Below are 21,294 nucleotides of genomic sequence, written 5' to 3'. Positions count from 1 at the left end.
ATGCCCGTTACCGACATGCCAATGAGGGCTGTATTCCTGTGATTGGGAATAATCAGCTGAATTAGGGTGGAACCACGAGTATAACACTCGTCCCTTTACCGGGACGGGTGTTTTTTGCGTTGTTTCTGTTGACCTCGTAGGCAGCAGAAGGCGCAATAGATGATCAGTCCGTGCGGTTGATGAGAATGGATCAGTTTTATTTTACAGGAGGAATGAGACAAATGGCAGTGAACATTAAACTACCGGATGGTTCGGTGCGTGAGTATGCAGATGGCAGCAGTATTGAGGATGTAGCCGCTTCGATCAGCAGCGGACTTCGCAAAAATGCCGCAGCAGGCAAGCTGGATGGTATCGTGGTAGATCTATCTACTCCAATTCATGAAGGAGCTTTGGTCGAAATTGTAACGCTGGATTCTCCTGAAGGTCTTGAGGTGATGCGTCACAGTACAGCGCACTTGCTGGCTCAGGCGGTTAAACGTTTGTACGGAAACAAAGAGGTGCATCTGGGCGTAGGGCCGGTTATCGAGGATGGTTTCTACTATGATATGGACCTCGAACATCCGCTCAACCCGGAGGATCTGCAGAAGATTGAGAAAGAAATGGAACGCATCATCAATGAAAATCTGCCGATCGTGCGCAAGGAAGTCAGCCGCGAGGAGGCTATCAACATTTTTAACGAAGTTGGCGACCCATACAAACTTGAGTTGATCAATGCTTTACCGGAAGATAGCGTGATCACGATCTATGAACAGGGCGAATTTTTCGACTTGTGCCGTGGACCGCACGTTCCATCTACAAGCAAAATTAAAGTATTCAAACTGATGAACGTAGCGGGTGCATACTGGCGTGGAGACAGCAAAAACAAAATGCTGCAGCGTGTATACGGTACAGCATTTGTGAAAAAAGCTCAGCTGGACGAGCACTTGCATTTCCTTGAGGAAGCACGCAAACGTGACCATCGCAAACTTGGTAAAGAGCTGGAAATGTTCACGTTCTCCCAACTGGTAGGACAAGGTCTGCCGATCTGGCTGCCTAACGGTGCGAAACTGCGCCGTACATTGGAACGTTACATCGTCGATCTTGAAGAAAGTCTCGGTTACCAGCATGTGTATACGCCGGTTCTCGGCAATGTGGAGCTGTACAAAACATCCGGACACTGGGAGCACTACCAAGAAGATATGTTCCCGAAAATGGTTATGGACAACGAAGAGTTGGTTCTTCGTCCGATGAACTGTCCTCACCATATGATGGTGTACAAATCCAGCATGCACAGCTATCGTGATCTGCCGATTCGTATCGCCGAGCTGGGGATGATGCATCGTTACGAAATGTCAGGCGCTTTGACAGGTCTTCACCGTGTGCGTGCGATGACGCTGAATGACTCGCATATCTTCGCACGCCCGGATCAGATCAAAGAAGAATTTGCACGGGTTATCGAATTGATCCAGACTGTATATAAAGATTTCGGTATCCACGAATATCGGTTCCGCCTGTCTTACCGTGATCCGCAGGATACGGAGAAATACTTCCAGAACGATGAGATGTGGGAAATGTCCCAGCGCATGCTGCGTGAAGTTGTGGAAGAGCTGGATTTACCGTTCTATGAAGCTGAAGGGGAAGCTGCATTTTACGGTCCGAAGCTTGACGTACAGATTAAAACAGCACTGGGCAAAGAAGAAACATTGTCTACCGTGCAGCTGGACTTCCTGCTTCCTGAGCGCTTCGAGCTGGAATATGTCGGTGATGATGGACAGAAGCACCGCCCAGTCGTAATTCATCGCGGTGTAATCAGCACAATGGAACGTTTTACTGCATTTTTGCTCGAGAACTTTGCAGGAGCATTCCCGCTCTGGCTGTCTCCAGTTCAAGCCAAAGTTATTCCGGTATCCGGCAACTATGACGATTATGCGCGTGAGGTGGAAGCAAAGCTGAAACGTGCAGGAATTGCGGCTGAAGCCGATCTTCGCAACGAGAAACTGGGTTATAAAATCCGTGAAGCACAGCTTGAGAAAATGCCTTATATGTTCGTTGTGGGTGAAAACGAGAAAAATGCGGCATCGGTATCCGTACGTAAACGCGGTGAAGGTGATCTCGGCATGAAGCTCGTTGATGAAATTACTGCCCAATTGAAAGAGGAAATTGCTTCAAGACAAGTCTAATATAGAACGCTGTTTGTAAAATAGTTGAATGAAACCGTCTGGGAACATTGGAGGAATCCATCGTTTTCAGGCGGTTTTTTACTGCTTGTTTTGCAGTCCGTTACCTGATACAAGGTATAGAACGAATGCTTTTTGGTAACCCTTTGCAAGTGAGGGGGAGGTTATACTATGAAAAAGCATCTTTTAAAATTCAATGAAAACCAAAAGTTAATCATCATGTGCTGCTTGATGTTTGCCGGAATCCTAATGAGTACCAATGAGGCCAAGGCCTATATATTTGAAGAGGAACGAAATATACTGCATGTCGAAGAAGAAGCAGATGATAAAAATGATCTGACCGATATCGTCAAAACAGAGCAGACAGCTGGCTTGAACCCGGCTGCACCTATATACACGGGTGAGGCTCAATGGACCACTTTGGTTTATATGGCATTTATGTGGTCTCCGCAGCCGATCGTTCTGCCGAAACCTGAACTGCCCGAGAAACGGGTGAATAAGTCTGCTGATCCTGCCATGCCCGTACTGGCTCCACGATCGGAACAGATTCTGGAGACACAGAAGGTCACTGCGACAGGATATACGGCAGGGATTGAGTCTACAGGCAAGACGCCCAAGCATCCCCAGTACGGTATTACGTATTCCGGAGTAAAGGTTCGGCGTGACAAAGAAACGGTTTCTACGATTGCAGCGGATCCAAAGCTGTTTCCGATGGGGTCTATTTTGTATATTCCGGGGTACGGTTACGGTATCGTCGCTGACACGGGCTCAGCCATCAAAGGTAACAAGATCGATCTGTATTTTCCGACAACCAAGCAGGTGTATAAAGAATGGGGCAAGAAGGACGTTGAGGTTCAGGTAATCAAGCAGGGCGCAGGGAAATGTACCGAAAAGATGCTGGCTGAGCTGTCTAAAGCGATCAATGTCTATAAAACAGTGCCGGACTCCTGGCTCGATAAAGCCATCTAAATGATGGAATGTTATGTCTGCATAACAAAAAGCCTCTCTTCACATAATATTGACTGGGGACGAACCCCGCACTGCAGCAAGCAGTGTAAATATGAAGAGAGAGGTGATTCGTTGTGGCAAAGAAATCCCAAGGTTATCAAACGCCTAACGAGAAGTATGATGCTGAGTTTGGTCAGGAGAATGGAAGTGCAGCTTCTAAAGTGAAGCAATCCGGTCAAAACAAAGTACAGGACAATTATCAAACACCTGATGAAAAATATAATGCCGAGTTTGGTGTAGAAAACACAGGCCAAACTGGCCGTGCAGGAAAAATGAAAAAGTAAGTTCAAGCAGCATGGAAGAAACAAACCATGCAGAATGAAAGCAAAGAATGATGATCCAGACACCCCGGAGCGACCTCCGGGGTGTTTTTATGTTTTTTACAAAATAATAAATTACATAATTATCCTCAAGCCTCAGTCTCGAGACCGAGTCGAATTCAACCTGTCGGCGCTGTTAACCTTGGCATGTCTGATGTACACTGGATATACAATAAAGACAAAGGAGACATGAGTGATGAAACGATCTACGCGGGACCGTTGGTGGGTTGGGATACCTCTTATCGCTATCGGTGCACTGATCTTGCTCAGGCAATTGGGATATGACATTGATATAGGATATGTGTTTAGAACGTATTGGCCGGTGTTTTTAATCTGGTGGGGCGTAAAAGGGTTGACGGAAATCCGGCGCAGTGGAGGATATGCTGCTGTTGGACCGGTCATCGCGCTTGCCATAGGTGGATTCTTTCTGGCGCGTAACTTGGGTGTGATTGGGTACGACTACTCACTGGGTGAATTTATCCGTTATCTGATTCCCGTACTGCTGATTGGTGGAGGGTTGTATGTATTAATTGGCCCAGGGCACCGGAATCGGAAACATCAAGACAGCGTAACGCCGCCTCCACCTGAGAAGCCATACGAACCTTTGTCACCTCAGGATCTGGAGATGCCTTCTTCGTTCGATGAAGAGTTTGAGAAAACGTTTGGCAAGCCGAAGCAGGAGCCATCCTCAGGCAAGCATCAGTCTTTTCACGCCGAGAAGCAATCTCATCAGAATGCAAACGGTGAAACGTATGGTCAGCCTCATACAAAGTATAATAAAAACTCCAATGATCAGAACTTTGAAGGATATGGTCATTTCAACAACAACGGGTACGAGCAGGGCTATGGCAAAACATTGAATAAATCGACGTTCATTGGTGATTTTCATATGGGTAAAGAAGTGTTTACGCTGAAACCGATGAATATCTCTTCGTTTATTGGCGATACGATCATTGATTTGACCAAGGCACAAATTCCGTATGGTGAGACCAAAATTGTCATTTCACATTTTATCGGAGATGTCAAAGTGTTTGTTCCTGAGGACATGGATCTGGGCGTCTCGTTAAGCACAACCTCTTTTATCGGCGATATGAAGCTTCTGGATACTAAACGCGGAGGTTTTATAGGAAACGCGCAGGAAGAGACTCCACACTATCGCGAAGCAGGCAAGAAAGTGCGAATTATCGTCAGTGTGTTTATCGGTGACATCAAAGTCAATAAGGTGGGTTAACGCATGATTCGAACGCTTCTCAAAGCAAACAAGTGGGAACTGATGACGTATTTTGTGCTAACCGGACTGATTGCACTGGGTGGTTTTTATCTGCTGTACGGTGATGTTCTTACGGGTTCTCATCGTAATAAGGCATGGACATACATTGGTATTGTTGTTCTGGGGACCGTTGTCACTGGTTATATTGCTGCACTGCGCATTCAGCGCAAGATTGATCTGCTGGATCTGAATATGCTTAAGGTATCCAAGGGGAATTTGGCGGTACGTATGCCGGAGGCTGATGATGCTTCATTCGGTCGGGTCTATCAGGAATTTAATGTAATGATGGAGTCGATTGAGAAAAAAATGAGGCTCCTTCAGCGGCTTGGCGAGCAGGAGGTTATTGAGAAAGAGCAGGCTTCGGAACGTGCCGTCATCGAAGAACGCAAACGTATGGCAAGAGATCTGCATGACACAGTAAGTCAGCAGCTGTTCGCCATGCATATGTCAGCTTCGTCCCTTCCACGCCTGCTGGAGATGAATCCTGAACATGGCCGTAATGTGCTGGATCAGTTAATTCAGATGTCACACACGGCGCAGCGCCAAATGCGCGGGTTAATTGCCCAGCTTCGTCCAGTGGAACTGGAAGGACGTGATCTGGCCGGTGCACTGGACAGCTGGTTTCCGGATTACTGCAGGCAAAATGGTTTGAAAGGCGTGAAAGAGCTGGAGCTGGATGGCGGAGTCTCGGATGCCATTGAGCACCAGCTGTTTCTTATTATTCAGGAAGCGGTGGCGAACGTAGTCAAACATGCCGAAGCCGGGCTGGTCAGCCTGTCCATTCGGGAATCGGAGCATCAGATCAGCATGAGCATCAGTGATGACGGACAGGGTTTCCTGCAGCAGGCAGACCGTCCGGGTTCGTACGGATTGTCGACGATGCGTGAGCGTGCAGAGAAGCTTGGCGGTCAAGTGCAGATTATTTCCAAACCCGGGGCGGGAACGACAGTACGGGTGCTTATACCGAAATTTCAGAAGGTGTCAGAGGAGGAAACGGAATGAACGGCAAAGTAAACGTAATGATTGTGGATGACCATGATATGGTACGGATGGGCTTGAAGACATATCTAATGCTGGAGCCTGCTTTTCATGTGATGGCAGAAGCGGGCAACGGACAGCAAGCGCTGGAACAGCTTCGTCAGATGAAAGACACGGATAAGCCTGACTTGATTCTCATGGATCTGATGATGCCGGTGATGAATGGAGCTGAGGCGACCCAAGCTATTATGTCCGAATTTCCGGGCATGAAAATTGTAATGCTGACCAGTTTTCTTGAGGATGATCTTGTTGTTCAAGCTATTGAGGCAGGAGCGGTTAGTTATGTGCTGAAAACCGTATCCGCTGAAGAGCTAATCTATGCCCTTCAGGGAGCAAACCGAGGTATGCCGGTGATGACGGGAGATGTGTCACAGGCGTTAACGCGAGGGATTCGGCAGCGGACGGCGAGAGAAAGCGAATCGGGACTAACAGATCGCGAGAAGGAAGTCCTTTTACTCATTGCGGAGGGGAAAAACAACAAAGATATCGGAGAAGAATTACATATCAGTATCAAAACGGTGAAAACCCATGTAAGCAACCTGCTGATGAAATGTGAAATGGACGATCGGACGCAGCTGGCCATCTATGCCCATCGTCAGGGCTGGGTGAAGAAACCGAGCTGAAAATACTGCTGTGCCGGGAAAAAACAGCAATTATTTCATGCTTTTATCTCCTTTTTAATTGTTTTTAAGGTACGGTTAAGGTTTAAAGTACAAAATAAAGACAGTTAAAGAATATCTCTTGCGAATAAGAGATTGGGAGGTAGAGAGGCATGGACGAACGTAATTATAGATCGAACCGACAAGATGAGGAAAAGGAAACCAGCGCAGCTGAGAATCGCAATCCTGCCGGAAATGAAGACTCCTCGTATTATTATTCTTATGGACCTTTTCAGTCCGTGAATCAGGAAGATACAGCTGGCTCCAACGGGGCACGCCAAGAAGGAAACGTAGAAATCACAAGACCCGATCCCGTGAAGCCAGTGCCTGCGTACTACAGCAGCGAAACTTCTGATGCAGCAGGCGGTGTATCTGGCGGTCGTGGTTCAGGTCATGGCGGAGATCAGGGGAATGGCAGCAAAAACAATGGAAACTGGAACTATAACAATCAAAGACCACGGTCTTCTGTAAGATCCCTTTTATTCTCGTTTATCGCTGGTATGGTGGTTATCACCCTGCTTATGTACACAGCAGATCGAACGAATATGTTCACGCCGCAGGCTGCGTTAGTGAACAATGGAGCCGAAACAGCTGCCCAGGAAACTCCGAGTAATACAGGCGGCGGCAATAACGTAACGGCATCTCTGCTGCCAACGGGTAAAGAGGATGTATCCTCTGTAGTGAAACAGGCAAGTCCGGCCGTAGTCAAGATTGAAACCTTGGCGAAACAGTCTTCGCGCAGTGGTGCAGGACAGGGCGGAGCCAATACAAGTGATCCACTGTATCAATATTTCTTCGGCGGCGGGCTTGGCGGGCCTGGTGGAAATGAAGAGCAGGAACCAGGACAAGGTCAGCAGCCTCAAGCAGGCAATCAGCTCGTACCTATGGGGATTGGCTCCGGATTTATTTTCGATAAAGAAGGTTACATCCTCACGAACCAGCACGTTGTTCAAGGAGCTGACGTCATTCAGGTAACACTTGAGAATAACAGCAAGCCTTATGAAGCCAAATTGCTGGGAAGCAGTTTTGACCTTGACCTTGCCGTTTTGAAAATTGAGAAAAACAGCGGAGATAAAGATTTCCCTGTAGCGCCGCTGGGCGACTCCAACAACACCCAGGTTGGTGAATGGCTCGTAGCGATTGGTAACCCGGAAGGGTTTGAACATACGGTAACTGCGGGTGTCCTCAGTGCCAAAGAACGTTCGATCAGCATTCCGGATCAGGAAACACGTAAAACACGTGAATACAGCCACCTGCTGCAGACCGATGCTTCCATTAACCCGGGTAACTCTGGCGGCCCTCTTCTTAACCTGAACGGTGAGGTTATCGGTATGAACGTTGCAGTAAGCGCAGACGCACAGGGGATCGGTTTTGCGATTCCGTCCAGCGTAATCTCTGAGGCCGTGAAATATTTGAAAGAGAATAAGGACGTTCCTAAAGAACCTGTACCGTTTATTGGAGCTTCACTTATGAATCTTACACCTGAAGTTGCTAAACAAATGGGAACCAATATTACGGAAGGTTCAGTTGTAGCGAGTACGGTCTACCAATCACCAGCTTATTTGGCTGATTTGAGACCCTATGACATTATTACAGGTGTAAATGGCACGCCGTATGCAACCAGTCAGGACCTCATTAATTTCATCAAGACACAGAAAGTCGGCGGTGAAATTACGCTCAATGTCGTTCGTGACGGTAAAAAAATGGATGTAAAAGTAAAGATTGGCAACAAAAATGATTTCAATACAACACAAACACAGCAGCAATAAGCTGTAAGACGCGATGCAGCCGAAAAGCTGAGAACGGAAGGGTGAAGGCCCTTCCGTTTTTTGCACTGTATTTCTATGATGCAGTTGGAACGCTGCTCCCTATATTTTGGTTGGGACTTTGCTGCTCAATGATTCGGACTTTGCTGCTCAAGATGGAGAAGATGCGAATCGGGCTTTGGCCTGTTACAATGGGAATACAACGTTAGGGTAAAGGAGAAAGACCATGCGCTCAACTATTTTAATTGTAGATGACGACGAAAAAATTGTGTCTATGCTGCGCCGAGGCCTGGCATTTGAAGGATACGAGGTACAGACGGCTTCTAACGGAGCAGAGGGCCTCAGCAAGCTGATGGACAAGGAGCCGGATATTGTAGTTCTGGATGTCATGATGCCGCAAATTGACGGCTTTGAAGTGTGCCGCAGATTAAGAGAAGCGGGCAGCAAAGTGCCTGTACTGATGCTGACTGCCAAAGATGAGGTTCAGAGCAGAGTAACCGGACTGGATACCGGCGCTGACGACTATTTGGTGAAGCCGTTTGCACTGGAGGAACTGCTCGCCCGTGTCCGTGCGCTGCTGCGCCGCAAGGCGGATATCGCTACTGTGACGGATAATCGACTGGTGTATGAAGACATCATTCTGGACAACGATTCACGTGAGGTGCTGCGTGATGGTAAACGTCTGGAGCTGACGGCGAAAGAGTTCGAACTGCTTAATCTGTTTATGCAGAATCCAAGACGGGTGCTGTCCCGTGATCTGATTATGGATAAAATTTGGGGATATGACTACAGCGGAGAGTCTAACGTGCTGGAGGTCTATATTGCGATGCTGAGACAGAAAACGGAAGAGCATGGCGGCAAACGTTTGATTCAGACGATCCGGGGAGCCGGCTACATTTTAAGAGGTGACTCATAACATGTCCATTCGGTTAAGGCTAACCGCATGGTATTCCGGAATTCTGGCAGCGGTGCTGATTTTTTGGGGTGTTGTCATTTATGCTTTTGTTTACTTTAATTCATATCAGGAAGTTGAACATCAACTTGCAGAGAAAAGCAGCAAGATTCTGAGTCAGATTAATCTGAACTTTCTCAACCAACTGAATCTGAACCTAGATCCATTTACAGAGATTGAACTGCAGGGTTCCCAAATCTACATTCAGTTATTCGATTATGAGACGGGAAACAACAACCGATCCAACAATATGGAAAAAGTAGGTTTGGAATTTCCGGTTATGAATGCCGAACGTTTGCTTCGAGAACCGGGAATGACAAAGCTCTATGTGAATGGAACACCGTTCATGGTGAATCAGGACCCCATCATTATTAAAATCAATGGGGTAACTAGCGTTAAAGGCGTTCTTCAAGTGGGGACTGTTGTGAATTCACAGGAGCGTCTGCTGGAAGCGCTGCGGAACATCCTTGTGTTTGGATGGCTTGTCGCTATGGCTCTGGCGATAACGTCAGGTTTGATTCTTGCCCGCAAGTCCATGCGCCCTTTGGTTAATGTGATTGATGCGGCAAATAAAATACAGTCCGGGGACGATCTCAGCGTCCGGATTCAGTACACCGGTCCGAAAGATGAGATTGGCCGTTTAATTGAAACGGTGAACAGCATGCTGGAGCGTACGGAACTGTCTTTCCGCGGATTGGAGGAGACCAATGCAGCGCAGCGCCGATTTGTATCCGATGCTTCCCATGAGCTGCGGACACCGCTGACCACGATTCGAGGGAATGTGGATTTCCTGAAGAAACTGTGGGATCAAGAGAGTGGCGATCGCCCGAATCTGGATGAAGAAACAGTCAAACAGATGTCTTTGGAGGCGATCGAAGATATGGCAGATGAAGGTAAGCGAATGAGCAGGCTCATTAGTGATATGCTGTCACTAGCCAGAGCGGATACAGGGCAGAAAATTGAGCTTAATCCCACTCCGCTTCAGATTTTGGTGCAGGAAGTGGCGCGCAGAGCGCAGTTTTTGGATCGCCAAGCTGACTGGCTGCCTGGTGATTTTTCGATCCTGAATGGCATCTACGTGAATGGGAGCAAAGATTATTTGCAGCAGATGCTGTTTATTTTTATCGAGAATGCGTTTAAGTACACACCGGAAGGCTCGGTTACACTGGATGCATTGCTCTACAAAGGACAGGTTGGACTGCGGATCAGTGATACCGGAATTGGCATGGAACGGGACGAGGTGCCGTTTATTTTCGACCGTTTCTACCGGGCAGATGAGTCTCGCGGAGCGACACCGGGTATTGGGCTGGGACTTTCCATTGCGAAATGGATCATCGAGGAGCATAATGGTTCTGTAGAAGTTGTGACGAGACGTGGAGAAGGAACCACTTTTATCATCTGGCTTCCGGTTGTCTTTGCCCCGCCTATCGAATAAAGGTATAATAAATGAGGACTGCAATTACATCGGCTGTACGCCGAAAAGAAAGCGGGTGGCAACCAAGTGGAAGTACTGCGAATTTCACCGCGGGGATATTGTTACGGAGTTGTGGACGCCATGGTGCTTGCGCGTCAGGCGGCACGCAACCTGGATCTACCACGGCCTATTTATATATTAGGAATGATTGTGCATAACAAACATGTGACGGATTCTTTTGAAGATGAGGGCATTATTACACTGGACGGTCCGAATCGGATGGAGATTCTGAATCAGGTGGAGAGCGGCACAATTATTTTCACAGCACATGGTGTATCACCAGAGGTGCGCAAGCTGGCTCGGGAGAAAGGTCTCACTACAGTGGACGCGACTTGTCCAGATGTGACCAAGACCCATGATCTGATCCGGGAGAAAACAGCCGAAGGATATGAGATCATCTATATCGGTAAGAAAAATCACCCTGAACCTGAAGGGGCGATTGGTGTTGCGCCGGGCCATGTGCATCTGATCGAGAAGGAAGAAGAGATCGAAGACCTGCGTGTGCCTGCGGGCAAAATTTTGATTACCAATCAGACTACGATGAGTCAATGGGATATCAAACACATTATGAGCCGGCTGCTGGAGAAGTTTCCGGGTGCGGAAATTCATAATGAAATATGTCTCGCTACACAGGTACGTCAGGAGGCCGTTGCTGAACAGGCGGGTCAATCGGATCTTGTCATCGTCGTGGGTGATCCGCGCAGCAATAACTCGAACCGTCTGGCTCAAGTGTCGGAGGAGATTGCAGGTGTAACGGCATATCGTATTTCGGACGTATCCGAGATTCAACAAGACTGGTTGAAAGGTGTACAGAAGGTAGCGGTTACTTCAGGTGCTTCAACACCCACACCAATTACGAAGGAAGTTATCCAGTATCTGGAGCAGTATGAGCATGATCAGCCGGAAACGTGGGAAATCAAACGTACCGTTAACATGAGCAAGCTGCTGCCTCCGGTTAGAGAGAAGACCCGTACAACCTAATTTCACAAATGAACAGGAAATATCCTGCTGTGCAGATCCCTTTTTGGATAACTGCGCAGCGGGATTTTTTTATTTTTATTTTGTCTAAAGCGTGAATCATTGACGGCGCTTCTTGACGGAAGGAGGGAGCTGTGATATATTTGCTTTAATGATTAAAAGCTTAAAAGCGAACAAGCGTTTAAGTGCGACAGGATTTGACGGCACAATCAACCAATAACTAAACATTCAGAGGCACGAAGTAAACGAGTGCTCTTATACAAGGAAGGATGGGGAAATATTATGATCGTTATTGCAGGCAAGAATACCTCGGAGGATCAGATTCAGGATATCGTCAGCGTTATTGCAAAGGAAGGGCTGCAGGCGCATGTATCGCGCGGAGAGGACCGTACGATCATTGGCTTGATTGGTAAAGTGGAACCTAAAATGCAGGAACACCTGCGCCAGATGAAGGGTGTCGAGAATGTTGTGAAGATTTCGAAATCCTATAAGCTCGCAAGTCGTGACTTCCATCCGGAAGATACAGTGATCTCGATCAAAGGTGTAGACATCGGCGGAAAAGAGCTTGTGGTTATGGGCGGTCCTTGCGCGGTTGAATCTGCAGCACAGATCGATGAAATTGCTGGCCTCGTGAAAGCAGCTGGCGGGCAGGTGCTTCGTGGAGGTGCCTTTAAGCCTCGCACAGGACCTTACAGTTTCCAGGGTACGGGTGTGGAAGGTTTGATCATGATGGCGGAAGCGGGACAGAAGCATAACCTGCTCACAATTACAGAAGTCATGACGCCGGAATACGTAGATATTTGTACGGAATACGCGGACATTCTGCAGGTAGGTACACGCAACATGCAGAACTTCGACTTGCTGCGCAAATTGGGTGAGTGCGGTAAACCGGTACTTTTGAAACGCGGATTTAGTGCCACATATGATGAACTGCTTAACGCAGCGGAGTACATTCTGGCAGGTGGGAATCCAAATGTGATGCTGTGTGAACGCGGTATCCGTACATTTGAACAATACACTCGTAATACACTTGACCTGTCGGCGATCCCTGTCCTGCAGTCTCTGAGCCATCTGCCCGTCATTTCCGACCCGAGCCATGGTACAGGACGTCGTGAATTGGTAGAACCGATGACCAAAGCCTCAGTAGCTGCAGGAGCAAACGGTTTGATCATTGAGATGCATACAGATCCTGATAACTCCATGACTGGAGACGGTGTGCAGTCCCTGTTCCCTGACCAGTTCGCGAATTTGCTGCAGGATTTGGAGAAGTTAGCTCCAATCGTTGGCAAAACGTTTAACACAGCTAAACAGCCTGCGGCATTTTTCCCGGCACGTGCAGGCGTTTAAATTGACGCAGCATAAGAATGAGATTTTTTTTAAAAACCGGACATTTTCTCTGATTCGTTCTTTGTGAACAATTGGAGGAGATGTCCGGTTTTTCGTCTATTTTGCATAGATGAACATATTTATTAATCAAAGGTGATAAGAAACATTTATGATGTTATGTTTTTCCATGATTTAGGTTATTTCGGGGGTCGCTTCACCGCATTAAATCAATCAAATGTTAAATAAGTTCGTTGTTATATGCATTTATAGTTATTATAAAATGTAAGTATATCTGACATGCTCGCAAAAAATACCTTACATAAGTATTGACGATGTCATATTTCAGATTTTATAATGACGACAGAAAAAAATTCGAATATATAGACATTTTCTTCGTGGGGTTGTTTAATGTTCGGAATATTTGGGAGGACGAATACATGTCGGTTGAAAACGTATTGAAATCAATTCAAGAGAACAACATCGAGTGGGTAGATTTTCGTTTTGTAGATTTGGCTGGTCGTGCGCATCATATCTCTTTGCCAGCTTCGGCTGTTGATGCAGACACGTTCGTAAATGGAGTAGCGTTTGATGGTTCTTCTATCCAAGGTTTCCGCGGTATTGAAGAGTCCGATATGGTTATGATGCCTGACCCTGAAGCGACTTATGTCGATCCGTTCACTGCACACCCTACATTGAATGTTATGTGTGACATTTTCACGCCGGATGGCGAGCGTTATGAGCGTGACCCGCGCAGCATCGCAGTTAAAGCCGAAGCTTTCCTGAAAGAAAGCGGCGTAGGTACTGCAGCGTTCTTCGCACCAGAGTCCGAGTTCTTCATCTTTGACGATGTTCGTTATGAGAGCGGCACGAACAGCTCTTCTTACTTCGTAGATTCCGAAGAAGCATCATGGAACACAAACCGCAAAGAAGAAGGCGGCAACCTGGGCTTCAAAGTTCGCACTAAAGGCGGATATGTTCCAGTAGCTCCAGTGGATACCCAACAAGATATCCGCAGCGAAATGTGTCGTTTGTTGGAAGAAGCTGGTTTGTCCATCGAGCGTCATCACCATGAAGTAGCGACTGCCGGTCAAGCTGAAATCAACTTCCGTTTTGATACGTTGAAGAAAACAGCAGATAACCTGCTTGTTTATAAATACATCGTGCACAACACGGCACGTCAATATGGCAAAGTAGCAACATTCATGCCAAAACCATTGTTTGGCGATAACGGAAGCGGAATGCACGTTCACCAATCCATCTTCGATGGCGATTCCCCATTGTTCTATGACAAAGGTGGTTATGCTAACCTGAGCGAAATGGCTCTGCACTACATTGGAGGTATTCTCTACCACGCTCCGGCACTAATCGCTTTGACGAACCCAAGCACGAACTCGTTCAAACGTCTGGTTCCTGGTTATGAAGCACCTGTTAACTTGGTTTATTCCAAAGGTAACCGTTCCGCAGCTGTGCGTATCCCGGTAGCGGCTGTAACACCTAAAGGCTGCCGGATCGAGTTCCGTACACCGGACTCCACAGCTAATCCTTACTTGGCATTCTCCGCAATGTTGATGGCGGGTCTGGACGGAATCAAACGCAAAATCAACCCAACTGAACTTGGATATGGTCCACTCGATAAAAATATCTACGACCTGTCTGATGCAGACAAAGAAAACATCCGCAGTGTACCGGCTTCCCTCGAAGAAGCGCTGGATGCACTTGCAGCTGACCACGAGTTCTTGACTGAAGGCGGCGTGTTCACCAAAGAATTTATCGATAACTACATCAACCTCAAACGTGATGAAGCTAAAGCCGTTGCAATTCGCATTCATCCGCATGAATACAGCCTCTACTTCGACTGCTAATCCGTCGAAGCCGGAACCAAAGCGGTTCCAGCACCAAGCCTCCGGGATTCGTTCTCGGAGGCTTTTCCTTGAAGGAAACAGTGTATCGCTTTAACTTTTTAGGGTGATAAAGGAATTTGATGGCCTGGAATGATAATTCAGTGCATATTTCCCTTGAAGCAGTGAGGGAATACTGATATCATAGCGATAATATTTACTTCATATGTCAGTTAAGGATGGAAAGGGTGGGGGATTTTTTGACAAAGAGAGCGTATAACTTTAATGCAGGACCAGCGGCGCTGCCACTAGAAGTACTGGAGCGTGCTCAGGCGGAATTTGTAGATTTTCGTAATACGGGTATGTCGATTATGGAGATGTCCCACCGCGGGGCCGTGTACGAGTCTGTACATAATGAAGCTCAGGAGCGCCTGCTGTCGCTGCTGGGAAGTCCAAAAGGCTATAAAGTTCTTTTCCTGCAGGGCGGTGCAAGCACACAGTTTGCCATGGTGCCGATGAACCTGCTTGGGGCAGGCCAGACAGCAAGTTACATTATGACAGGCAGCTGGGCCAAAAAGGCTCTGTCTGAAGCGAAGCTCGTTGGTGAGACACAGATCTCTGCCTCATCGGAATCCGATAAATTCATGAAATTACCGGATGTTTCGAATCTCAGCTTGCCTGAACGTACGGCTTATGTGCATTTGACATCTAATGAAACGATTGAAGGTACACAGTTCAAATCATTCCCCGATACCGGATCAGTACCGCTGATTGCGGACATGTCGAGTGATATTTTCTGCAAACCGTTTGATCTGAATCAGTTCGGAATGATCTATGCAGGTGCACAGAAAAACCTCGGACCTTCGGGCATTACCGTTGTGATCGCACGGGAGGAGCTGGTGAGTGAATCCCCTAAAACCATCCCGACCATGCTGCGTTACAGTACACATGTGGATAACAATTCCCTGTATAATACACCGCCATCTTTCTCGGTATATATGGTAAACGAAGTTTTGAAGTGGATTGAAGAACAAGGCGGCCTGACTGGCGTGGAACAAAAGAATATTAAAAAAGCGGAGCTGCTCTACAATACAATCGACTCCTCCGGAGATTTCTACCGCGGCTGCGTTGCACCAGAAGACCGCTCTTTAATGAATGTTACGTTCCGGCTCGCTTCCGAGGAACTGGAGAAGAAGTTTATTAAAGCTTCTGAGCAGGAAGGCTTTGTAGGTCTGAAGGGACATCGCAGTGTGGGGGGGCTTCGTGCTTCCATCTATAACGCGGCCCCTTACGATAGTGTTAAGGCGCTTACTGACTTTATGAACCACTTCCAACAGACGAACGGTTAATCTCACAAATTTGACCAGATGGGCAGTAGTGAAGCTGATGTAACGAGCTGTACTGCTGCTGTGGCAAAGCCTTCCACATTGACGTGTGGAGGGCTTTTCTTTAGAATTAGAGGATTGCTGTACATCTGACATGTAATTAAAAGGAGATCAAACACATATGGCATTACACATCGTTCTTGTTGAGCCGGAGATCCCGGCTAACACAGGCAACATTTCTCGGACTTGTGCTGCGACAGGCACCCATCTGCATCTCGTGCGCCCCTTGGGATTCCGTACAGATGATGCCACACTGAAGCGCGCAGGGCTGGATTATTGGCATGCGGTCCATATAGAATATCACGATTCGTTTGCTGAGGTTCAAGAGAAGTATCCGGAGGGACGTTTTTTCTACGCAACAACGAAAGCCAAAAACAAGTATACTGATTTCGAGTTTCAAGATGGAGATTTTCTTGTATTCGGTAAAGAAACGAAAGGACTTCCGCCTGAACTCATTGCTGCCAATCCCGAAACGTGTATGAAAATGCCAATGAGTGGTGATGTTCGTTCATTAAATCTTTCCAATTCAGCAGCAATTATTGTATATGAAGCGCTGCGTCAGCTGGATTTTCCAGGGTTGGATTAATTAAATACGCGTAAAAAGACGGTTAGAATTCGCTAAAAAAACATTTTTCAAAAAAAAGGACAAAAAATGTTTATTTCCAGCAGGATTCGACAAAATTTTGGCGAATCATTAGATATAGTACTAATGTACCTAGAAATTCAGAGTAAGATAGGAGAGGTGTGCCGTAGCTATGAAGCCAGCTGGAGTAGTTCGCAAAGTTGACCAATTGGGTAGGATCGTATTGCCTAAATCTTTGCGCAAAAGGTATCAAATGAATGAAGGAGATCCTGTAGAAATTTTAGTTCAAGGGGATCATATTATTTTGGAAAGATACCGCCCGAAATGTATTTTCTGCGGATCGATGGAAGAAGTCAATGACTTTAAAGAGCGTTACATATGCGCACAATGCTTGGAAGAAATGACTCAGCTTTCATAAAAAATAAGCAAAAAAACGCCATGGAGTTCTAAACTTCATGGCGTTTTTTTGCTTTTAGTGATCACTAAGCAAGCTCAGGCAAAATCTGATCCCAAACGGCGTTGAGAATGCCCTGCATATTTTCCTCCTGGCTGTTTATGCTGATGACCGCTTCTCTGGAAGGCAGCACGATGCAAAATTGACCGAAAGCTCCATCTGCGCGATAAGCATCATGCGAGCACATCCAGAATTGGTAACCGTATCCTTGTCCCCAATCCCCGTCGCCTGTTGTTTTGATCTGCTCATGCACAGCTGCTTCGATCCATTCTGAAGGGACCAGCTGTTGGTCATTCCACCGGCCCTCCTGAAGCAGAAATTGTCCAAAACGGCTTAATTCCTCATTGTTCAGCCAAAGACCTGCACATCCAAGTGTAATGCCAAGTGGAGAAGTCTCCCATTCAATATGATGCATGCCCAGTGGTTCAAAAAGACGTGGAATGAGGTAATCTTTAACTGTCTGGCCGACGGCCTTTTGCAGCATAGCCGAAATCATAAACGTATCGCCGCTGCTGTAAGTAAAGTGTTCTCCGGGCATTCGGTCCAGTGATAAAGACATGTAATGCTTTGCCCAATCCTTTTCCTGCAGCGATTCCCGCTCGTCAGCCCAGAGAGGCGGGGAGTCGTGGCCCGAAGACATGCGAAGAAGATCCCGCAGTTTAAGTTCCCGCGGAGAAGGAAGCGGGGATTGGACAGGCTGTGACTGATCATAAGGGAAGAAGTCTCCCAATGTGTTGTCGAGATGGATGAGTCCTTCCTGAACGGCCAGTCCGACGGCCATACTGGTAAAGGATTTGCTGACAGAATGCTGTACACGGCGGTAATCACCATTCTGATGCCACTCGTCCAGCAGCTGTCCATGCTGCAGTACACGCACAGAATGCACATTGAGCTGCTTGACTGTGATTGTGTCTATAAATCCTTTGAGTTTAACAGACATGATAACCCTCCAATTTCAGGTGTTCGCCTGAAAGAATTCAATCTGGTGAAACGTTTCCGTAATTTTAATGGAAAATTAGAACTCATGCTAATATAATCTTGTTTTGATGTCAATTCGGGTGCAAAAACGAATGGTTAAACCTTAATATGTTCACAATAAAAGTGTCTTTTGGATCAAAATTGAAACGCTCAGGTCACTTTTTTGATAAAATAACGCGAAAATTGTAAAAAGGTTATTGACAGGATTTACTCATCGGGATTATGATTTATTCGAAACGATTCGAAGAAATCGCTTCCAAGTAAAATGTTGATATTTCAACTCTAAGTAAATCAACGTTAGGTAGTTTTGAAACGATTCGAGAGAATCGTTTCGATAACAGAGCTGGTTACGGGGAGCATGAGAGAAGAAGAAACGGAACACAGAGAAGAAAAGTAAGCAATCCGCAGTACAAAAGCAGCATGATGAAAGGGGTTACGAAAATGGCGCACATAACGATCGAAACCGGATCGCCCACATTATGTATGAACACCAGCATACACGTGGTGTCCAGTGACTCCGGAGAGACTTCAGGCGGTACACTATATCTGCTCCACGGGGCAGGAGATAATGCGAGTACCTGGCAGCGTCTGACTACGATTGAGATGTACGCAGCCCAGTACGGCTGTACCGTCATCATGCCGGAAGCAAATCGCAGTTACTACACCGATATGGAATACGGCCTGAATTACTTCCACTACATCACGAAGGAACTACCCGACATATGCGGACGGCTGTTACAGCTGAATTCCGATCCATCCAAAACGTACGTTGCTGGTTTGTCCATGGGTGGATATGGAGCATTGAAATGTGGGCTGACTTATCCTGAGCAGTATAGTAAGGTGGCGTCTTTATCCGGTGTAACCAATATTCAGGCTCGTCTTCGTGATCCTCATATGCCAGAAGGCATGGTCAAGGAAATGAAAGCGGTTTTTGGGGAACGGTTACAGGTAACGGCTGATCAGGATATTTACGCATTGTCAGCCAGACTGCTGGAGCAGGGAAAATCTCTGCCGAGCATACTGAGCTGCTGCGGAGACCACGATCCTTTCGTGGAGATGAATCGGGATTATGCCGAGTACATGCGGGGAACTGCATTTGATTTTCGGTATGTAGAGACGCCCGGCACACATGAATGGAGATTTTGGGAGCAGCATCTGAAAACGATGTTTGATTTTCTTTTCAACGACAACACCATAGTAGAGTGAGGAGATGCAAATTGAAACCTGCAGCCGAAGGACCTAGCAAAAAGCTGAAGGCAAACATGAAAGGCAAGTCGCTCTGGACTGAAATCTGGAAGCACCGAATGACGTATACCCTGCTTGTTCCGGGTCTTGTCTGGCTGATCCTGTTTGCTTATATGCCAATGGGCGGCCTGTCACTGGCATTCAAAGATTACAAAGCGAATCTTGGAATCTGGGGAAGTCCATGGAGCGGATTTGAAAATTTCAAATACGTCTTCCGTGATCCATCCTTTATTGATGCCGTATGGCGGACGCTTTACATTAACATTCTGAAACTGATTATTCAGTTCCCGTTCCCGATTATTCTGGCACTGCTGCTGAATGAGCTGCGGATGCGCAGAGGGAAAAAGTGGTTTCAAACGGTTCTGACGTTCCCGCACTTTTTGTCCTGGATCATCGTATCCGGGGTAGTCATCAACGTGCTTGCCTACGACGGCTTGGTGAACAGTGCACTTGGATTGCTTGGACTGCCAACCATTAATTTCCTTGGATCTGAATCAAACTTCGTTCCCATGCTGCTGCTGACGGATATCTGGAAATCAAGCGGTTGGGGCGCGATTATCTTCCTGGCAGCGATCTCAGGTATCGATCAGGACCAATACGAATCTGCACAGATTGACGGTGCATCCCGGATGCAGCAGATGTTTCGTATTACGCTGCCCAATATTCTTCCAACGATTACAGTCATGTTTATTTTGTCCGTAGGCGGATTGATGTCCTCCGGTTTCGACCAGATTTTCAACTTGGCGAACGCGGCAACGAAAAATGTATCAGAAGTACTCGATGTGTATATTTATCGGATTACGTTCCAGTCCTCAACCGACTTTTCATTCTCGACAGCGGTCAGCTTGTTCCGTTCCCTGGTGAATATGGTGCTGCTGCTTCTGGCTGACAGATTTGCCAAGTGGCTTGGCGGAGACGGTTTGTTCCGATAAGAGAGGGGGAGAAATGAGATGAGCAAAAAAGCTGGAAGAAAACCGAAAATCGGCACCGAACGAATGACGATTCTCGATTACGTAATATTTGCTATTTTGTTAGTGCTTGCGCTGATGATCCTGATTCCGTTCTGGAATGTCGTCATGATCTCGTTTGCAACGCAGAAAGAGTATGCGGAAAATCCGTTCCTGATGTTCCCGAAAGAGTTCACGCTGGATTCCTACCGAGCACTGTTCGCTAACGGAAGTATTATGTCTGGTTACAAAAATACATTGATTTTGCTGGTTATTGGTTTGCCGCTCAGCTTGTTCCTGACAACAAGTATGGCTTACGGTCTGAGCCGCAGCAATTTTCCGTTCAAAAAGTTTCTCTTTTTCCTGGTGCTGTTCACCATGATCTTTAACGGAGGGATCGTTCCTCTGTACCTGATTATGAAATCTTTGCATCTTACAGGAACGTTATGGTCCGTTATTCTGGCGGGAAGCTTCAGTGCCTTTAACATGATTCTGATGATGAACTACTTCTACACCCTGCCTGAATCGCTGATGGAATCAGCACGGCTGGATGGTGCAGGAGAGTGGAGAATTTTGTTCTCCGTCGTTCTTCCGCTGGCAACACCAATTATGGCAACCATCACACTTTTCTACGGGGTAGCCTACTGGAACAGCTGGTATGATGCGATGATCTTCCTGCGAAAAGCAGATCAGTTACCGCTGCAGAACGTGCTGCGCAACATCATTGTCACATCAACGACCAATGCTTCCAATGCATCCAGTGTCGATGCAGTCAAGCTGAGCAGCTTCTCCATGGGTATGAAGATGGCTGCGGTCTTTGTAACAATGGTACCAATTATGTGTTTCTTCCCAATGCTGCAAAAGCACTTTGCCAAAGGGGTATTAACAGGGGCTATCAAGACCTGATATACACATAG

Annotated in this window: 19 protein-coding genes; 18 read left to right on the top strand and 1 reads right to left on the bottom strand. The window is 46.9% G+C overall.

What is annotated here, in order from left to right:
* The first annotated feature begins 221 nt into the window (after window positions 1–221).
* The 15 genes from thrS (at window position 222) to ABXS70_RS17060 (ending at window position 17,171) form a co-directional block, all read left to right on the top strand.
* Complete coding sequence (thrS, locus tag ABXS70_RS17130; protein ID WP_342555097.1) at window positions 222–2,159, top strand: threonine--tRNA ligase; 1,938 nt, start codon at window positions 222–224, stop codon at window positions 2,157–2,159.
* A 168-nt stretch (window positions 2,160–2,327) separates the two neighbouring features.
* Window positions 2,328–3,125, top strand: a complete 798-nt coding sequence (locus ABXS70_RS17125; protein WP_342555098.1) for a 3D domain-containing protein — start codon at window positions 2,328–2,330, stop codon at window positions 3,123–3,125.
* Window positions 3,126–3,238: 113 nt separating this feature from the next.
* Window positions 3,239–3,448, top strand: coding sequence for a hypothetical protein (locus tag ABXS70_RS17120; RefSeq protein ID WP_342555099.1), 210 nt, complete (start codon window positions 3,239–3,241; stop codon window positions 3,446–3,448).
* Between the two features lie 232 nt (window positions 3,449–3,680).
* On the top strand, window positions 3,681–4,715 hold the full coding sequence (gene liaF / locus ABXS70_RS17115; protein WP_342555100.1) for a cell wall-active antibiotics response protein LiaF: 1,035 nt from the start codon (window positions 3,681–3,683) through the stop codon (window positions 4,713–4,715).
* Between the two features lie 3 nt (window positions 4,716–4,718).
* Window positions 4,719–5,756 carry a sensor histidine kinase gene (locus tag ABXS70_RS17110; protein WP_342555101.1) on the top strand — a complete coding sequence of 346 codons (1,038 nt, stop codon included), beginning with the start codon at window positions 4,719–4,721 and terminating at the stop codon, window positions 5,754–5,756.
* Window positions 5,753–6,415 (top strand): response regulator transcription factor, encoded by a 663-nt coding sequence (locus ABXS70_RS17105; protein WP_342555102.1) that lies wholly within the window; start codon window positions 5,753–5,755, stop codon window positions 6,413–6,415. Before ABXS70_RS17110 ends, ABXS70_RS17105 begins: the two co-directional genes overlap by 4 nt.
* Before the next feature lie 149 nt (window positions 6,416–6,564).
* Window positions 6,565–8,220: a trypsin-like peptidase domain-containing protein gene (locus ABXS70_RS17100; RefSeq protein WP_342555103.1), complete on the top strand. Its 1,656-nt coding sequence runs from the start codon at window positions 6,565–6,567 to the stop codon at window positions 8,218–8,220.
* Between the two features lie 223 nt (window positions 8,221–8,443).
* A complete protein-coding gene (locus ABXS70_RS17095; RefSeq protein WP_342555104.1) occupies window positions 8,444–9,133 on the top strand; it encodes a response regulator transcription factor in 690 nt (229 codons plus the stop codon).
* A 1-nt stretch (window position 9,134) separates the two neighbouring features.
* Entirely contained in the window at window positions 9,135–10,604 is a 1,470-nt protein-coding gene (locus ABXS70_RS17090; RefSeq protein WP_342555105.1) for a HAMP domain-containing sensor histidine kinase, read from the top strand.
* A 66-nt stretch (window positions 10,605–10,670) separates the two neighbouring features.
* A complete protein-coding gene (locus tag ABXS70_RS17085; protein ID WP_342555106.1) occupies window positions 10,671–11,624 on the top strand; it encodes a 4-hydroxy-3-methylbut-2-enyl diphosphate reductase in 954 nt (317 codons plus the stop codon).
* Window positions 11,625–11,903: 279 nt separating this feature from the next.
* Window positions 11,904–12,968, top strand: a complete 1,065-nt coding sequence (gene aroF, locus ABXS70_RS17080) for a 3-deoxy-7-phosphoheptulonate synthase (RefSeq protein WP_366289401.1) — start codon at window positions 11,904–11,906, stop codon at window positions 12,966–12,968.
* A gap of 416 nt (window positions 12,969–13,384) precedes the next feature.
* Entirely contained in the window at window positions 13,385–14,809 is a 1,425-nt protein-coding gene (gene glnA / locus ABXS70_RS17075) for a type I glutamate--ammonia ligase (protein WP_342555108.1), read from the top strand.
* Between the two features lie 236 nt (window positions 14,810–15,045).
* Entirely contained in the window at window positions 15,046–16,134 is a 1,089-nt protein-coding gene (gene serC / locus ABXS70_RS17070; protein WP_366289397.1) for a 3-phosphoserine/phosphohydroxythreonine transaminase, read from the top strand.
* Between the two features lie 157 nt (window positions 16,135–16,291).
* The gene (trmL, locus tag ABXS70_RS17065) at window positions 16,292–16,756 is read left to right on the top strand and encodes a tRNA (uridine(34)/cytosine(34)/5-carboxymethylaminomethyluridine(34)-2'-O)-methyltransferase TrmL (RefSeq protein WP_366289394.1); all 465 of its coding nucleotides are present in this window, start codon (window positions 16,292–16,294) and stop codon (window positions 16,754–16,756) included.
* Window positions 16,757–16,925: 169 nt separating this feature from the next.
* Window positions 16,926–17,171, top strand: coding sequence for an AbrB/MazE/SpoVT family DNA-binding domain-containing protein (locus tag ABXS70_RS17060; protein WP_342555111.1), 246 nt, complete (start codon window positions 16,926–16,928; stop codon window positions 17,169–17,171).
* Between the two features lie 64 nt (window positions 17,172–17,235).
* On the opposite strand, the gene ABXS70_RS17055 is transcribed toward ABXS70_RS17060, so the two are convergent.
* Complete coding sequence (locus tag ABXS70_RS17055; RefSeq protein WP_366289390.1) at window positions 17,236–18,147, bottom strand: serine hydrolase; 912 nt, start codon at window positions 18,145–18,147, stop codon at window positions 17,236–17,238.
* Window positions 18,148–18,626: 479 nt separating this feature from the next.
* Here ABXS70_RS17055 and ABXS70_RS17050 point away from each other — a divergent pair, with 479 nt between their 5' ends.
* From ABXS70_RS17050 to ABXS70_RS17040, 3 genes are read left to right on the top strand one after another with little or no spacing between them, the layout of a single operon-like run.
* Window positions 18,627–19,391 (top strand): alpha/beta hydrolase family protein, encoded by a 765-nt coding sequence (locus tag ABXS70_RS17050; RefSeq protein ID WP_342555113.1) that lies wholly within the window; start codon window positions 18,627–18,629, stop codon window positions 19,389–19,391.
* 11 nt (window positions 19,392–19,402) lie between these two features.
* Window positions 19,403–20,362, top strand: a complete 960-nt coding sequence (locus ABXS70_RS17045; RefSeq protein WP_342555114.1) for an ABC transporter permease subunit — start codon at window positions 19,403–19,405, stop codon at window positions 20,360–20,362.
* Between the two features lie 18 nt (window positions 20,363–20,380).
* The gene (locus ABXS70_RS17040; RefSeq protein ID WP_342555115.1) at window positions 20,381–21,283 is read left to right on the top strand and encodes a carbohydrate ABC transporter permease; all 903 of its coding nucleotides are present in this window, start codon (window positions 20,381–20,383) and stop codon (window positions 21,281–21,283) included.
* Window positions 21,284–21,294 lie beyond the last annotated feature (11 nt).

It is taken from the genome of Paenibacillus sp. AN1007, from assembly GCF_040702995.1.
Taxonomy (GTDB): Bacteria; Bacillota; Bacilli; order Paenibacillales; family Paenibacillaceae; genus Paenibacillus.
Note: the sequence above shows the minus strand (reverse complement) of the source record. Positions and strands in the feature narration are given on the sequence as shown.

What these genes read in the sequence shown, in the direction of transcription:
- thrS (WP_342555097.1), top strand. Translation starts at nt 222, where the DNA reads ATGGCAGTGAACATTAAACTACCGGATGGTTCGGTGCGTGAGTATGCA.
- ABXS70_RS17125 (WP_342555098.1), top strand. Translation starts at nt 2,328, where the DNA reads ATGAAAAAGCATCTTTTAAAATTCAATGAAAACCAAAAGTTAATCATC.
- liaF (WP_342555100.1), top strand. Translation starts at nt 3,681, where the DNA reads ATGAAACGATCTACGCGGGACCGTTGGTGGGTTGGGATACCTCTTATC.
- ABXS70_RS17110 (WP_342555101.1), top strand. Translation starts at nt 4,719, where the DNA reads ATGATTCGAACGCTTCTCAAAGCAAACAAGTGGGAACTGATGACGTAT.
- ABXS70_RS17105 (WP_342555102.1), top strand. Translation starts at nt 5,753, where the DNA reads ATGAACGGCAAAGTAAACGTAATGATTGTGGATGACCATGATATGGTA.
- ABXS70_RS17100 (WP_342555103.1), top strand. Translation starts at nt 6,565, where the DNA reads ATGGACGAACGTAATTATAGATCGAACCGACAAGATGAGGAAAAGGAA.
- ABXS70_RS17095 (WP_342555104.1), top strand. Translation starts at nt 8,444, where the DNA reads ATGCGCTCAACTATTTTAATTGTAGATGACGACGAAAAAATTGTGTCT.
- ABXS70_RS17090 (WP_342555105.1), top strand. Translation starts at nt 9,135, where the DNA reads ATGTCCATTCGGTTAAGGCTAACCGCATGGTATTCCGGAATTCTGGCA.
- aroF (WP_366289401.1), top strand. Translation starts at nt 11,904, where the DNA reads ATGATCGTTATTGCAGGCAAGAATACCTCGGAGGATCAGATTCAGGAT.
- glnA (WP_342555108.1), top strand. Translation starts at nt 13,385, where the DNA reads ATGTCGGTTGAAAACGTATTGAAATCAATTCAAGAGAACAACATCGAG.
- trmL (WP_366289394.1), top strand. Translation starts at nt 16,292, where the DNA reads ATGGCATTACACATCGTTCTTGTTGAGCCGGAGATCCCGGCTAACACA.
- ABXS70_RS17060 (WP_342555111.1), top strand. Translation starts at nt 16,926, where the DNA reads ATGAAGCCAGCTGGAGTAGTTCGCAAAGTTGACCAATTGGGTAGGATC.
- ABXS70_RS17055 (WP_366289390.1), bottom strand. Translation starts at nt 18,147, where the DNA reads ATGTCTGTTAAACTCAAAGGATTTATAGACACAATCACAGTCAAGCAG.
- ABXS70_RS17050 (WP_342555113.1), top strand. Translation starts at nt 18,627, where the DNA reads ATGGCGCACATAACGATCGAAACCGGATCGCCCACATTATGTATGAAC.
- ABXS70_RS17040 (WP_342555115.1), top strand. Translation starts at nt 20,381, where the DNA reads ATGAGCAAAAAAGCTGGAAGAAAACCGAAAATCGGCACCGAACGAATG.